15 protein-coding genes are annotated in these 13,350 nt (G+C 71.9%); 5 read left to right on the top strand and 10 right to left on the bottom strand.

Annotated elements, in window-relative coordinates:
• Nucleotides 1-42: 42 nt before the first annotated feature.
• Nucleotides 43-1,329 (bottom strand): MFS transporter, encoded by a 1,287-nt coding sequence (locus tag ACZ7LU_RS14930; RefSeq protein ID WP_471916869.1) that lies wholly within the window; start codon nt 1,327-1,329, stop codon nt 43-45.
• A 62-nt stretch (nt 1,330-1,391) separates the two neighbouring features.
• Between ACZ7LU_RS14930 and ACZ7LU_RS14925 the strand changes: the two genes are divergently transcribed.
• A complete protein-coding gene (locus tag ACZ7LU_RS14925) occupies nt 1,392-2,366 on the top strand; it encodes a LysR family transcriptional regulator (RefSeq protein ID WP_471916868.1) in 975 nt (324 codons plus the stop codon).
• On the opposite strand, the gene ACZ7LU_RS14920 is transcribed toward ACZ7LU_RS14925, so the two are convergent.
• A complete protein-coding gene (locus tag ACZ7LU_RS14920; protein ID WP_468087731.1) occupies nt 2,352-3,116 on the bottom strand; it encodes an alpha/beta hydrolase in 765 nt (254 codons plus the stop codon). The two genes, ACZ7LU_RS14925 and ACZ7LU_RS14920, sit on opposite strands and share 15 nt — an antisense overlap.
• A gap of 102 nt (nt 3,117-3,218) precedes the next feature.
• Between ACZ7LU_RS14920 and ACZ7LU_RS14915 the strand changes: the two genes are divergently transcribed.
• On the top strand, nt 3,219-4,388 hold the full coding sequence (locus tag ACZ7LU_RS14915) for an adenosine deaminase (protein ID WP_468087729.1): 1,170 nt from the start codon (nt 3,219-3,221) through the stop codon (nt 4,386-4,388).
• Nucleotides 4,389-4,562: 174 nt separating this feature from the next.
• Entirely contained in the window at nt 4,563-4,892 is a 330-nt protein-coding gene (locus ACZ7LU_RS14910) for an ATP-binding protein (protein ID WP_468087727.1), read from the top strand.
• 61 nt (nt 4,893-4,953) lie between these two features.
• On the opposite strand, the gene ACZ7LU_RS14905 is transcribed toward ACZ7LU_RS14910, so the two are convergent.
• The 5 genes from ACZ7LU_RS14905 to afsQ1 form a co-directional block, all read right to left on the bottom strand.
• Entirely contained in the window at nt 4,954-5,154 is a 201-nt protein-coding gene (locus ACZ7LU_RS14905) for a PspC domain-containing protein (RefSeq protein WP_268773123.1), read from the bottom strand.
• A gap of 89 nt (nt 5,155-5,243) precedes the next feature.
• Nucleotides 5,244-5,801, bottom strand: coding sequence for a VanZ family protein (locus tag ACZ7LU_RS14900; protein WP_468315976.1), 558 nt, complete (start codon nt 5,799-5,801; stop codon nt 5,244-5,246).
• Nucleotides 5,802-5,844: 43 nt separating this feature from the next.
• Nucleotides 5,845-6,444, bottom strand: a complete 600-nt coding sequence (locus ACZ7LU_RS14895; RefSeq protein ID WP_471916867.1) for a hypothetical protein — start codon at nt 6,442-6,444, stop codon at nt 5,845-5,847.
• Nucleotides 6,441-8,006: an ATP-binding protein gene (locus tag ACZ7LU_RS14890; RefSeq protein WP_468087724.1), complete on the bottom strand. Its 1,566-nt coding sequence runs from the start codon at nt 8,004-8,006 to the stop codon at nt 6,441-6,443. Before ACZ7LU_RS14890 ends, ACZ7LU_RS14895 begins: the two co-directional genes overlap by 4 nt.
• Nucleotides 8,003-8,680: a two-component system response regulator AfsQ1 gene (afsQ1, locus tag ACZ7LU_RS14885; RefSeq protein ID WP_398300534.1), complete on the bottom strand. Its 678-nt coding sequence runs from the start codon at nt 8,678-8,680 to the stop codon at nt 8,003-8,005. Before afsQ1 ends, ACZ7LU_RS14890 begins: the two co-directional genes overlap by 4 nt.
• A gap of 224 nt (nt 8,681-8,904) precedes the next feature.
• Here afsQ1 and ACZ7LU_RS14880 point away from each other — a divergent pair, with 224 nt between their 5' ends.
• Nucleotides 8,905-9,648: a SigE family RNA polymerase sigma factor gene (locus tag ACZ7LU_RS14880; RefSeq protein ID WP_398300536.1), complete on the top strand. Its 744-nt coding sequence runs from the start codon at nt 8,905-8,907 to the stop codon at nt 9,646-9,648.
• 211 nt (nt 9,649-9,859) lie between these two features.
• On the opposite strand, the gene ACZ7LU_RS14875 is transcribed toward ACZ7LU_RS14880, so the two are convergent.
• The gene (locus ACZ7LU_RS14875; RefSeq protein ID WP_468087722.1) at nt 9,860-10,498 is read right to left on the bottom strand and encodes a uridine kinase family protein; all 639 of its coding nucleotides are present in this window, start codon (nt 10,496-10,498) and stop codon (nt 9,860-9,862) included.
• Between the two features lie 193 nt (nt 10,499-10,691).
• Here ACZ7LU_RS14875 and ACZ7LU_RS14870 point away from each other — a divergent pair, with 193 nt between their 5' ends.
• Nucleotides 10,692-11,078, top strand: coding sequence for a hypothetical protein (locus ACZ7LU_RS14870; RefSeq protein ID WP_398300540.1), 387 nt, complete (start codon nt 10,692-10,694; stop codon nt 11,076-11,078).
• On the opposite strand, the gene ACZ7LU_RS14865 is transcribed toward ACZ7LU_RS14870, so the two are convergent.
• Together ACZ7LU_RS14865 and ACZ7LU_RS14860 are read right to left on the bottom strand one after the other, a co-directional pair.
• Entirely contained in the window at nt 11,075-12,628 is a 1,554-nt protein-coding gene (locus tag ACZ7LU_RS14865) for an MDR family MFS transporter (protein WP_471916866.1), read from the bottom strand. The two genes, ACZ7LU_RS14870 and ACZ7LU_RS14865, sit on opposite strands and share 4 nt — an antisense overlap.
• A 37-nt stretch (nt 12,629-12,665) precedes the next feature.
• A complete protein-coding gene (locus tag ACZ7LU_RS14860) occupies nt 12,666-13,292 on the bottom strand; it encodes an NADPH-dependent FMN reductase (protein WP_471916865.1) in 627 nt (208 codons plus the stop codon).
• Nucleotides 13,293-13,350: the final 58 nt, after the last annotated feature.

Genomic DNA, 13,350 nt, shown 5'->3' with positions numbered 1-13,350 from the left:
CACTGACAACGGCCCCCGGAGTGGGAAAACCCGCAGGTGAAATCAGCAGGAGCGGGCCACGAGGTTGCGCCGCCGCTCCGTCCGCGCCGCGTGCGAGCCCCACACCGTCACCGACACGACGCCGAGCACCGCGAGGACGCCGAGCCCGACGGTCCCGGCCCAGCCGCCCGCGTGGAAGGCGACCGCGCCGAGCGTGCCGCCCGCGCTGGAACCCAGGTAGTACGCGGACTGGTAGAGCGCCGACGCCTGCGCCCGCCCGGTCGTGGCCGTACGGCTCACCGAAGAGGACGCGACCGCGTGGCCCGCGAAGAAACCGGCGGTGATCAGCACGAGGCCGAGCAGGACGAGGACCAGCGAGGAGGAGAGGGAGAGCAGCAGCCCGCCGGCCGTCGTGCTCACCGCCAGATACAGCGCCCCGCGCCGCCCGAGCCGGGCCACCAGCTTCCCCGCGGCCGCCGACGAGACCGTACCGACGAGGTAGACCAGGAAGATCGAGCCGATGACGCCCTGCGGGAGCGAGAACGGCGCCTCGGTCAGCCGGTATCCGATCACCGTGTAGACCGCCCCGAAGACGGTCATGAACAGCGCCCCGATCGCGTACAGCCTGCACAGGAGCGGGTTCGACAGATGCGTACGCACCGTGCGGGCAAGGGACTTGGGGCTGAGCGTGCCCGCGGTGAAGTGCCGCGGCGCGGGCAGCAGCACCCGGAAGGCGACCGCGCACAGCAGCGCCATGACACCGACCACGCCGACCGCCGCACGCCAGCCCCAGGCCTGCGCGACCCAGCCGGTCACGATCCGCCCGCTCATGCCGCCGATGGAGTTGCCCGCCACGAACATGCCGATCGCGGCGACCAGCGCCTTCGGCCGCACCTCCTCGGCGAGGAACGCCATCGCGGAGGCGGGGAGCCCGGCGAGTGCCGCGCCCTGCACGGCGCGCAGCGCGATCAGCACCTCGACCGAGGGGGCGAAGGGGACGATGAGTCCCACGGCGACGGCGACGGTCAGCGAGGCCGTCATCACCGCGCGCCGCCCGTAGCGCTCGCTGAGCGCGCTCAGCGGAAGGACGAAGAGGGCCAGTGCGCCCGTGGCCGCCGACACCGTCCAGCTCGCCGTGCTCGCGCTCACGCCGAAGTCCGTGGAGACGAGCGGCAGGAGGGCCTGCGTGGAGTAGAGGAGGGCGAAGGTGGCGACGCCCGCGAGGAAGAGCGCGAAGCTCATCCGGCGGTAGCCGGGTCCGCCCGGGGTCAGACGGGAATCGGCGGCGGGGGACGACGAGGGGAGGGCGGCCGCGTGGGTGGCGGTCGCCCCGCTACTGGCAGGAGGCATGCCACGAACGTACGGCCGGTTTTTTGATGCGTCCAATGCATGGAATCGCCATAATCGTTCCCATGCAGCATCAGCAGAGGTCACAGCCGCGCGTGTCACAGAACAGTGACGTGGAGGACATCGTGGCGCTGCTCGCGCCTCGCCTCGCGTACTTCGCGGGGGCCGCCAGGACCGAGCACGTCACGCGCGCCGCCCAGCAGATGCGCATCCCCCAGTCGACGCTCTCCCGCGCCCTCGTCCGGCTCGAACGGGACCTCGGCGTCGACCTGTTCGCGCGCCGCGGCCGCACCGTCTCGCTCACTCCGGCGGGCCGCACCTTCCTCGCCTCGGTCGAGCGGGCGCTCGGCGAGGTCGAGCGGGCCGCCGAGTCGGTGCGCGCCGACGCCGACCCGGAGACCGGCAAGGTCGCCTTCGGCTTCCTGCACACCATGGGCTCCGAGACGGTGCCCGGACTGATCCGCGCCTTCCGCGCCGACCACCCGCGCGTGCGCTTCAGCCTGGTCCAGAACTACGGCGAGGCGATGATCGAGCGGCTGCGCGCCGGCGAGCTCGACCTCTGCCTCACCTCACCCGTGCCCGACGCCCCGGACCTGGTCGCCCGCCGCCTCGACGAACAGCGCCTGCGCCTGGTCGTCCCCGACGACCACCGCTTGGCCTCCCGCAAGCGGATCCGCCTCGCCGAGGCCGCCGAAGAGGCCTTCGTCACCCTGGAGCCGGGCTACGGCCTGCGCCGCATCACGGACGACCTCTGCCGGGACGCGGGCTTCAAGCCCCGCGTCGCCTTCGAGGGCGAGGAGGCGGAGACGCTGCGCGGCCTGGTCGCGGCGGGCCTCGGCGTGGCCCTGCTGCCGCCGCCCGCCGTGCCCCGGCCCGGGGTCGTGGAGCTGACGGTGACCGGGCAGCGGGCGGTGCGCGAGATCGGCGTGGCCTGGCTGGGCGGCCACCCGGACACCCCGCCGGTGGCGGCGTTCAAGGAGTTCCTGCTGAGCAGGAAGGGAAAGCTGCTGCAGCAGCAGAGCCTCTCAGTGCCTGAGTGACTGCCCGAAACCGGAGGCCAACGGCATCCGCAGCCCGAGCGGCGGAGGAGCGGCCAACGCGTCCTCCAGGGGACGGGCGAAGCCCGTCCCGAACAGTGCACCCAGCACGAAGTCCGAGGCCAGCGCGAGGACTTCGGACTGGTGCTGCTGGAGCCGGTGCCCGTCGGAGTGCACCTCGAACCGGCACACGTCGCGGTTCGCCTTCTTCGCCCGCTCGGCGAACCGGAACGACAGCTCCGGGTCGGTCCGCTCGTCGTTCGTGCCGTGCACGATGAGGACCCGCCGCCCCGCGAGGTGCTTCACCGGTTCGGGTGGCGCGGCCACGTCGTCCTCCGGCAGCCAGGGCGCCATCGCGAGGACGGAGTTGACGGCCTCGTGCCCGCCCGCGCGGAGCGCGGCACGGCCGCCCATGTCCACTCCGGCGAGACAGACGGGGACGTCGCCGTAGAGACGTACGATCTCGTCCGCCGCCCAGGCCGTGTCGCGGGCCAGCTCCGCCTGCGCGCCGTTCCAGCCCCGGCAGCGGTAGTGCACGACGTGCGTGACGAGGCCGGCCTCGCGCCCGTCGTGGGCCAGTCTGCGGCCCAGCGCGCGCACGCCGGCGGCCGCCAGCGGCGACGGTCTGCGGGTGGAGGTCTCGGTGCCGCCGGGCAGCAGGAGCACCGCTCCGCCCACCGCCGAGGGCGCCGTCCCGATCGCGCGCCCGAGCCTGGCCGCGCCCGCCGGCCCCGCGGTCCCTTGCTGTGCCATGACAGAACAGTGTCAGAAGCCATGGTGTACGCCACCCGTCCGCAGGGTCACTGTTACGTATCGACCAGTGAGTTCTACGCGCGTAGGCGCTAGAGTGCCGAAATGACGAGCCAGACACACACGACCGGTCACACGGACCGTGAAACGCCCAGCGTCGAGCAGATCCGCCGTGCCCCCAAGGTGCTTCTGCACGACCACCTCGACGGCGGCCTGCGCCCCGGCACGATCGTCGACCTCGCCCGCGACTGCGGCTACGAGAACCTCCCCGAGACCGACCCCGACAAGCTCGGGATCTGGTTCCGCGAGGCGGCCGACTCCGGCTCCCTCGAGCGGTACCTGGAGACCTTCGCCCACACCTGCGCGGTGATGCAGACGAAGGACGCCCTCAAGCGCGTCGCCGCCGAGTGCGCCGAGGACCTCGCCGAGGACGGCGTGGTCTACGCCGAGATCAGGTACGCCCCCGAGCAGCACCTGGAGCAGGGCCTCACCCTCGAAGAGGTCGTCGAGGCGGTCAACGAAGGCTTCCGCGAGGGCGAGCGCCGCGCCAAGGCCAACGGCCACCGCATCCGCGTCGGCGCGCTGCTCACCGCCATGCGGCACGCGGCCCGCGCCCTGGAGATCGCCGAACTCGCCAACCGCTACCGCGACTTCGGAGTGGTCGGCTTCGACATCGCGGGCGCCGAGGCGGGCTTCCCTCCCACCCGCCACCTCGACGCCTTCGAGTTCCTCAAGCGCGAGAACAACCACTTCACGATCCACGCGGGCGAGGCCTTCGGCCTGCCGTCGATCTGGCAGGCCCTGCAGTGGTGCGGCGCCGACCGGCTCGGCCACGGCGTGCGCATCATCGACGACATCGAGATCGCCGACGACGGCACGGTGAAGCTCGGCCGCCTCGCGTCGTACGTCAGGGACAAGCGGATCCCGCTGGAGCTCTGCCCGACGTCCAACCTCCAGACGGGCGCCGCGTCCTCCTACGCCGAGCACCCCATCGGGCTGCTGCGCAAGCTGCACTTCCGCGCGACGGTGAACACCGACAACCGCCTGATGTCGGGCACCAGCATGAGCCGCGAATTCGAGCACCTGGTCGGCACGTTCGGCTACACGCTCGACGACATGCAGTGGTTCACAGTCAATGCGATGAAATCAGCATTCATTCCTTTCGATGAACGACTGGCCATGATCAACGACGTGATCAAGCCCGGCTATGCCGAGCTGAAGTCCGAATGGCTGTTCCGTCAGACCGTCTCGACCAGCGCTTCTGCCGCCGGCTGACGCGATGTGTCCGCGTCCGCGCGGCGGGTGGGCGGCCGGGAGATCTCTCTCCCGGCCGCTTTTCCTTTGCCCCTGAACCGTGATCGGGGCTGCTTACGGTCGTTGAACCGCGCAACCCCCCTCCCCGATCCGCCGCTCGAATCCCTGAGCAGAAGACGCAAGGACGCATAGAAGATGAAGCAGCAGTCAGCCGCCAAGACCCTCGGTGTCGCCGCTCTGGGCGCCGCCTTCGCCGCCGCGGGCGCCGGCGCCGCGAACGCCGCTCCCGCCGTCGCCGACCCGGCCGCCGCCCTCGGCCCCGTCTCCTCCGTGGTCCCCGCCGCCGGCGCCACCGAGTCCCTGTCCGCCGGGCAGAACGCCCTCGGCAGCGGCCTGAACGCCACCAAGCCCGCGCTCGACAAGACCGCGGGCCCCAAGCCGGGCGGCCCGACCTCCCCGGTCTCGGGCCTCCTCGGCGGCCTGCCGCTCGGCGGCACCGGCATCAACGGCCTGCCGCTCGGCTGACCCGCCTCCGCGTACGCCGATGGGGCGCCCCTCCGAAGAGGGGCGCCCCATCGTGCTGTCGTCACCAGGCCTGGCGGGCCTTGCTCTCCGAGGGCAGCAGGATCCACATCGCGATGTAGAGCAGGAACTGCGGGCCCGGCAGCAGGCACGAGACCACGAAGATCACGCGCATGGTCGTGGCGGAGGTGCCGAAGCGCTTGGCCAGGGCAGCGCACACTCCGCCGATCATCCGGCCGTGGGTGGGGCGGGCAAGGGCGGTCATGTCGGGCTCCTTCGCGAACGTCGGTACGAGGCTTCTCGTGTGCCCCGATACTTCGACAGTACGTTCGCGAAGCGGGTCAAAGCGTCGCTCTACGGTGCGATACCGACCCTGGGAATCGTCGGGGTCGACCCCTGAGACACGTCCTCCCGGGGGAGGGGCGCACGGCTCCCGCCGTCCTCACCGCGACGGAGCCTGGCCCGGACCGCGGGCACGACCGCGAGGTGCGCCACCGCCACCCCGAGCGTGTTCAGGAGCAGCGAGTCGATGTCGACGACCTGACCTGGGACCCCGGTCTGCAGCAGCTCGATGCCGAGCGAGAGCAGTGCCCCGGCGGCGACCGTGCGGACCAGCGAACCCCACGGCGAGACCGCGACACGGCCGCCGGCCAGCGGCAGCAGCACCCCGAGCGGGGCGAGCAGCAGCACGCTCTCACCGATCCGGCGGGCGGCCTGGAGACCGCCGAGCGCCAGATCCGCCTTGATCCCGGCGAGTGGCCGCAGATTCGCGGCGCTCACCCAGGGGACGTCCAGCGGACGCAGCGTGATCCACCCGACGAGCAGAAGATGTGCGACGAGGAGGAATCCCCCCGCCGCACGGAAGCGGATGGCGGCACCGTGGCCGCCCGAGCCTTGACGCACACCCCCCAGGACGTCAGAGGCGGCAGGATCGGTTCCGCGTACCCGCCGACGGCTACTGGACGGTTTTCACGGGCGGCGCCACCGTGCCCGGCCGGGACCGGACCTCGGCGGTGCACTCGTAGCTCCGCAGGGGGATGTCCCCTGGGCCGCCCATGACCACCGCGTGATCGCCCGACGCCGCGTTGCCCGCGAGCGTGCACACGATCTGGGCCAGCGCGAACGCGGACAGGTCCTCCGGCCGGGAGCTCAGGCGCAGCGCCTCCTCAGGGTCGCCCGCGCGCGGCCCGGAGACGGTGGTGCCGCCCCGCACGTCGGTGGCGAAGCCCGCCTGCTTCTCCGGCTCCGAGGGCGGCGCCGCCAGCTCGTCGAGGAGCGCCTGGGCGATACGGACCCGGTCGGTGGTCGCCTTGTCCGTGCGCAGCTGCAGCTCGCGGTCGACGTTCACCAGCTGGGCCGCGCACACCAGGTAGACCTCCACCGGCACGCCGCTGCCCGACCGCGAGGCGATGCCGGAGCCCGACATGACGCACGGCACCCGCGACGGCGCGGCGCCGTAGTCGGTCGGCACCTCGGTCGACCTGATCCCGCACCCGGCGAGCACGGCGGTCAGCCCCGCCGCGGCGGCGAAGGACCGCATCCGGCGCCCGTTCATGCCTGGCCCCCTTCGGCGCGCTCGTCGTCCTCGGCGGCTGCTTCGTCGTCGGCTTCGTCGTGCTGTGGCAGCCACAGCGTGAAGACCGCGCCGCCCTCCGGAGAGTTGGCCGCGGTGATCTCGCCGCCGTGGATGTGCGCGTTCTCCAGGGCGATGGAGAGGCCGAGGCCGCTGCCCTCGGACCGCGGCCGGGACGCGCTCGCCTTGTAGAACCGGTCGAAGACGTGCGGCAGCACGTCCTCCGGGATGCCGGGGCCGTGGTCGCGTACGGAGATGACCAGCTTGGTGTCCGCCAGCCGCACCGACACCTCGACCGGGGAGCCGCCGTGCTTGAGGGCGTTGCCGATGAGGTTCGCCAGGATCACGTCGAGGCGGCGCGGGTCGAGCCGGACGGTGATGCCGCGCTCGGCGTCCAGCTCGACCGCGTCGAGCCAGGCGCGCGCGTCGATGCACGCGGTGATCTGGTCGGCGATGTCGACGTCGTCCAGGACGAGGCGCGCGGTGCCCGCGTCGAAGCGGGTGACCTCCATGAGGTTCTCCACGAGGTCGTTCAGGCGGCGGGTCTCGCTCACCACGAGCCGGACGGCCGGCTCGATCATCGGGTCCACGGAACCGGTCTCCGCGTCGAGCTCCTCCTCCAGGACCTCCGTCACCGCGGTGATCGCGGTCAGCGGGGTGCGCAGCTCGTGCGACATGTCGGCGACGAAGCGCCGGGACGCCTCCTCGCGGGCGCTCATGTCGGCGACCTTCTTCTCCAGGTTCTCCGCGGTCTTGTTGAACGTACGGGACAGGTCGGCGAGTTCGTCCGTACCGGACACCCGGAGGCGGGTGTCCAGCTTGCCCTCGCCGAGCCGCCGCGCGGCGACGCCGAGCCGGTGCACGGGTTTCAGGACGGTCGTCGCCGCGGCCTGCGCGAGCAGCGCGGAGCCGATCAGCGCGAGCCCCGTGGCGATGGCGAGGGACCAGCCGAGCGAACTGAGGTCCTTCGCCTCCGGCTCCAGCGACTTGAGCATGTAACCGGTCGGGCCGCCGCCGATCACCGTGGCGCCGCCCACCAGGTACGGGGTGCCGTGGTTGACGGTCCGCTGCCAGTACAGGTGGTAGGGGCTCTTGTTGCCTGAGGTGAGCGGCTGCTTCTCGGTCACGGCCTCCTGCAGCGACTGCGGCACCTTGGCGAGCGTGAACGCGTCCAGGTCGCTGTAGCCGACGATCTGGCCGCCGCCCTTCTTCTCGCCGACCAGGAGCACGCTGTAACGCTGGCCGCTGTTCGCCATCTGCTCGGCGGTCGCCTGCAGTTCGTCCTGCGAGGCATCGGCGGGCAGCGCGCCCGCGCGGTTCTGCATCTGCTGCCGGAAGTCCTTGAGCGCCGCGTCCTGCGCGCGCGTCAGCACGGCCTCGCGGTTGAGCCAGTACGCGATGCCGGACGCGGAGACGGCGGCGGTGAGCGCCACCAGACCGAACACCACGACGAGCCTGAGCCGCAGGCTCGTGAAGCGCAGCCCCGCCAGTATGGCCTTGCGTGCCGCGGCCCAGCCGCGGAGCTTGTCCTGCGGTTTGGTCACTGAGGGGAGTCCAGCCGGTAACCGACGCCGCGCACCGTACGGATCAGGGTCGGCGACGACGGTACGTCCTCGACCTTGGCGCGCAGCCGCTGCACGCACGCGTCGACGAGCCGCGAGTCGCCGAGGTAGTCGTGCTCCCACACCAGACGCAGCAGCTGCTGCCGCGACAGGGCCTGGCCGGGCCTGCGGCTCAGCTCCAGGAGCAGCCGCAGCTCGGTCGGCGTGAGCTGCAGGTCCTCGCCGTTCTTCGTCACGGTCATCGCGGCCCGGTCGATGACGAGCGAACCGAACGTCGCCGCGTCGTTGGCCTCCCGCTCGCCGCGCCGCAGCACCGCGCGGATCCGCGCGTCCAGGACCCGCCCCTGCACGGGCTTGACCACATAGTCGTCGGCGCCGGACTCCAGGCCCACGACCACGTCGATGTCGTCGTTGCGCGCGGTCAGCAGGATGATCGGCAGCTGGTCGGTGCGCCGGATGCGACGGCACACCTCGAAGCCGTCGATGCCCGGCAGCATCACATCCAGCACGATCAGGTCCGGCCGCTGCTCACCGAGCAGTTTCAGGCCGTCCTCGCCGGTGGCAGCAGTGGCCACCCGGTGCCCCTGGCGCGTCAGCGAAAGCTCCAGGGCCGTCCGGATGGCGTCGTCGTCCTCGATCAGCAACAGGGAAGGCACGGACGTCATTCTGTCCCATGTCACGGCCCCAGTACGACTGCTGGAGCTTCCCCGGGTCCTCATTGAGCGGCAGAACCCCGCACCCACACGTGACCTTCACAGGTGGAAGGCGTCCCCGGCCCCTGTGACAGGCCTGTGACAGTCGGCGGACACCGTCATGAAGTGGGTCCGGCAGAGTTCTGGTCACACGCAAGAAGCGGGACTCCACCGACGGGGGGCGCAAGATGAACACGCTGCACAGCACCAGCTCAAGCGCAGTTGTCACGCGTCTTCACGACGTCGGGCGGGGGTCTGAGAAGTCCGGTGCCGTGAGCGGGCGGGGGTGCGCTCGCGGCACCGGGCGTCAGCACGCCGCGTACATGACGGTGGTCGACACCTGTCAGGGCGGGCACGGGGCTCACGGGGGAGCCGCGTACGGGGAGGGCTCGGGGGAGCGGAAGTCCCTGTCGGAGGCGGAGTTCACCGCCTACGTCCAGGAGCGCCGCGCCTCCCTGTACGCGACCGCCTACCACCTGACCGGCGACCGCTTCGAGGCCGAGGACCTGCTGCAGAGCGCCCTCTTCTCGACGTACCGGGCGTGGGACAGGATCAGCGACAAGGCCGCGGTCGGGGGCTACCTCCGCCGCACCATGACCAATCTGCACATCAGCGCGTGGCGCCGCCGCAAGCTGAACGAGTACCCGACCGAGGAGCTGCCGGAGACGGTGGGCGACACGGACGCGATGCGCGGCACGGAGCTGCGCGCGGTTCTCTGGCAGGCCCTGGCCCGCCTCCCCGAACTGCAGCGGACGATGCTCGTGCTCCGCTACTACGAGGGTCGTACGGACCCCGAGATCGCGGACATCCTCGACATCAGCGTGGGCACGGTGAAGTCCAGCATCTGGCGGTCGCTCCGCCGGCTGCGCGAGGACGAGGTCCTCAGCTTCGGCCGTGACCAGGAGGAGTCCTTCGGCGAGTTGGTCGCCTGAGGATCGGGGCCCGCGGCGTCAGCCGCGCACGGGCTCCACGGGGGGAGTACGGGGGCCGTCGCTCCGGGGGGACGCGGCGGAGCACGGGGGAAAGCACGGGGGGATCAAGTGGAGGACCGGAAGGCCGGGGGGTCTTTCCGGTCCTTCTGCTTTTCCGGCCCTGCTGCTTTCCGGTCCTCCTGCGCTGTTTTCCGGGAGCTGCCCCCGCCGGCTACGAGGCCCCGGCCCGTGCCTGCACGCAGCGGCCCGCCGCGGCGGCCGCGACCCGGCCCAGTGCCTCGTCCTTCCCGCAGGGGTGCGCCCCCAGCGCGGCCTGCCGGGTCACGATGGCGCGCTCGGCCCGCATCAGCCGCCACCCCCGCCGCAGCAGGAACGGCACGGACTTGCGGCCCTCCCGCAGGTCCCGCAGCAGCCGCCGCCGGAAGGTGGTCGAGGGACGGCCCCGCAGACAGATGGCGTCGGCCAGCACGTCGAGCTCCCGGCACCGCTCCACGATGTCCGCCGCGAAGATGCCCTCCGCGATGAACAGCGGCGTGCGCTGGATGTCCAGCACCTCCTGGCCGACGCGCGAGCTGGTCGCGATGTCGTACACCGGAACCTTCGTGTGCCCCGTCCGGCACAGCTCCTCGATGGCGGCGACCGCCACGTCCGCGTCCCAGGAGGCCGGGGAGTCCCAGTCGATGTCGGCGCTGCCAGGGACCTGAGGCAGCGTCGGATCGCCGGCTTCCTTGTAGAAGTCGTCGAGGCACAGGACGGGCAGCCCGGAGCGGGCGGCGAACGACGACTTCCCCGAGCCTGAGGGGCCCGTGAGCAGCACGACGCGGGTCGGTATCGGGGGATGGGAGCCCAATTCTGTGAACCTTTGCACCTGGGGTGGACCGCATCTCCCGACACGGCTCGTCAGCGTGGTCGGGAGTCATTATCAACCGGAACGGGAAGTTGCGGAGCCCACGCGGCGAGTCGGCCTTTGGTACGCACGCCACCACTCAACTACGCTACGTGCTCGCCTGATTACTCGACACCTACGGATGTGGGCGCTACCCATGGCACGACACTCAGTGAACAAGTCCCCCCGGGCCCGCTCGCGCGCACTGCTGCGCGTCGGCCTCACCGTCACCGCCGCGGGAGCCGCCCTCGGTGTCGGCGGCACGGGGGTCGCCGGTGCCGCGCCGCTCGAGGACATCGACGCGGGCAGCCCGGTGAAGGGCCTCGTGACGGCGCTCGAGCACTCGACGAAGGGCGGGCTCGCCCCGGTCAGGGACCTCCAGCTCGACCCGCTGGCCAACACCAGCGTCGACCCGCTCAGCAACACGCTCGGCACGCAGGTCGCCGACTTCAAGCCGGTCAGCACCGCGATCGCCACCGGTCCGCTGGCCAGCGGCGCGTCCCTCGGCGAGCTTCCTGTGGTGGGCCCGCTGCTGCCCCGCTAGGAGCCGGTCGGCCGCGAGCGCAGCGGCACCTCGCGGATCAGCCAGGCGGCCGCGAAGGTGGCCGCACAGAGCGCGGCCGTGCCGATCATGACGCCGTGCAGGCCGCTGGTGACCCCGGCCCGGAAGGCGTCGCGCGCCGGCTCGGGGAGGGTGCCGAGCACCGCGGGGGTCAGCTCGTGGCCGCCCGCGAGACGCTCCCCGTCCGGGCCGAGCCGGTCCGTGAGGGTGTCGGTCAGGCGGCCGGTGAAGACCGAGCCGAGGACCGCGACGCCGAGCGAGCCGCCGATGGTGCGCAGCAGCGTGTTCGTGCCGCTGGCCGCCCCCATGTCACGGAGCTCTGCGCTGTTCATGGTGATCAGCAGCGACGGCTGCAGCAGACAGCCGAGGCCCGCACCGAGGACGAACGTCAGCGCGGACGCCACCGCCGTGGCCGTGTCCACGCCGACCGCAAGGAGAGCCAGGGCACCCGCCGTGGCGACGACGCCGCCCACGATCGGATACGCCCGGTACCCGCCGCCGTTCCCCACCGCCCGGCCGATGTACAGCTGCGCGCCCATCATGCCCAGCATCAGCGGCAGCAGCAGGAGGCCGCTCTCCGTCGACGACATGCCGCGCACGAACTGCATGTACTGCGGCAGATAGCTGGCCGCGCCCAGCATCGCCGCGCCCGCGAGGAAGGTGAGTATCTGCGCGAGCGTGAAGTTGCGGTCGCGGAACAGGCGGGGCGGGACGATCGGTTCGGGCGCGCGCCGCTCCACCCGTACGAAGGCGGCGAGCGCGGCCGCCGCGAGCAGCGCGAGACCGGCGATTTGCGGGGAGAGCCAGTCGTACGTCGATCCGGCCCACGTCCCGAGCAGCGTCAGCGCCAGGATGCCGGCCGTCAGGAAGGCGGTGCCCGCGTAGTCGATCCGGGCCGTGCGGCGCTCGCCGCGCAGCTTGACGAGGACACCGACGAGCAGCAGCGCGGCGATGCCGACGGGCACGTTGACGTAGAAGACCCAGCGCCAGTCCAGCTGGTCGGTGAGGAAGCCGCCGAGGAGCGGGCCGCCGATCATCGCGACCGGCAGCAGCACGCCGATCATCGACTGCGCGCGCCCGGCCTGCGCGGGCGGGAGCAGCGTCCCGATGAGGGAGAGCGCGCCCACGAAGAGGCCGCCCGCGCCGAGCCCCTGGAGGGCGCGGAACGCGATCAACTGCTCCATGTTCTGGGCGAGTCCGCAGAGCACGGAGCCGACCAGGAAGACCATGATCGAGGTCAGATAGCTGCCCTTGCGGCCGTACAGGTCGCCGGCCTTGCCCCAGATCGGGGTGGAGACGGCGGTGGTGAGGAGATAGGCCGTCACCACCCAGGAGAAGTGGCCGAGGCCGCCGAGGTCCCCGACGATCGTCGGGAGCGCGGTTCCGACGATCGTGCCGTCGAGCGTCGCCAGGATGATGCCGAGCAGGAGTCCGAGGACGGCGAGGCGGGACGGGAGTTCGGGGGTGTCCGGCTGGTGTGTCGGGGCGGGCGTCGGGGCGGGTTCTGCGTGCTGGTTCGTGGGCTGGGTCATCGGTCCCCCCGGATTCTGGGCGTGGCGTGGCGTGGCGTCAGGCGGCGTACGGGCGGGTGGCCCTGGCGTCGCGGAGTGCCAGGGCCCACCAGGCGAGCTGGTCGAGCATGACCTTGACGGCGGCGTCGCTCGCGGGCTCCGTCATGCGCTGCTCGTCGTCGAACAGGCCCCACGCGTTGTGCAGGCTGACCGTGTTGCGGATGGTCGTCGCGTTCAGCTCGGCCATCACGACGCGGAGGTGCTCGACCGCGCGCAGGCCGCCGGAGATGGCGCCGTAGGAGACGAAGCCGATCGGCTTGGCGTGCCACTCCTTGTTGTGCCAGTCGATGGCGTTCTTCAGGGACGCGGGATAGCTGTGGTTGTACTCCGGCGTGATGAAGACGAAGGCGTCGGCCGCCGCCAGGCACGGGGAGACCAGCGCGAGGGCTTCCTCGGTGCCGGGCGCGGGCGGCTGGCCGAAGGCCGGGAGGACCGTGGGGAGCGGGGTCTCGGCCAGGTCGACGACGTCGACGGTCATGTCGGCGCGCTGGTCGATATGGCCCTTGATCCATTGGGTGACGACGGGGGCGAAGCGGCCTTCGCGGGTGCTGCCGACGAGGACGGCGACGCGGAGCGGGGCCGGGGCCGGGGCCGGGGTCGGTGCGGCAGAGAGGTTCACGGTCATGGGGGTGTCCCTGGGGTGTGCGCGTTGCGGGCGGACGGAATGTGTACGGCGTATCCTG

The sequence above is a fragment of the Streptomyces sp. NPDC039462 genome, from assembly GCF_055639375.1.
Note: the sequence above shows the minus strand (reverse complement) of the source record. Positions and strands in the feature narration are given on the sequence as shown.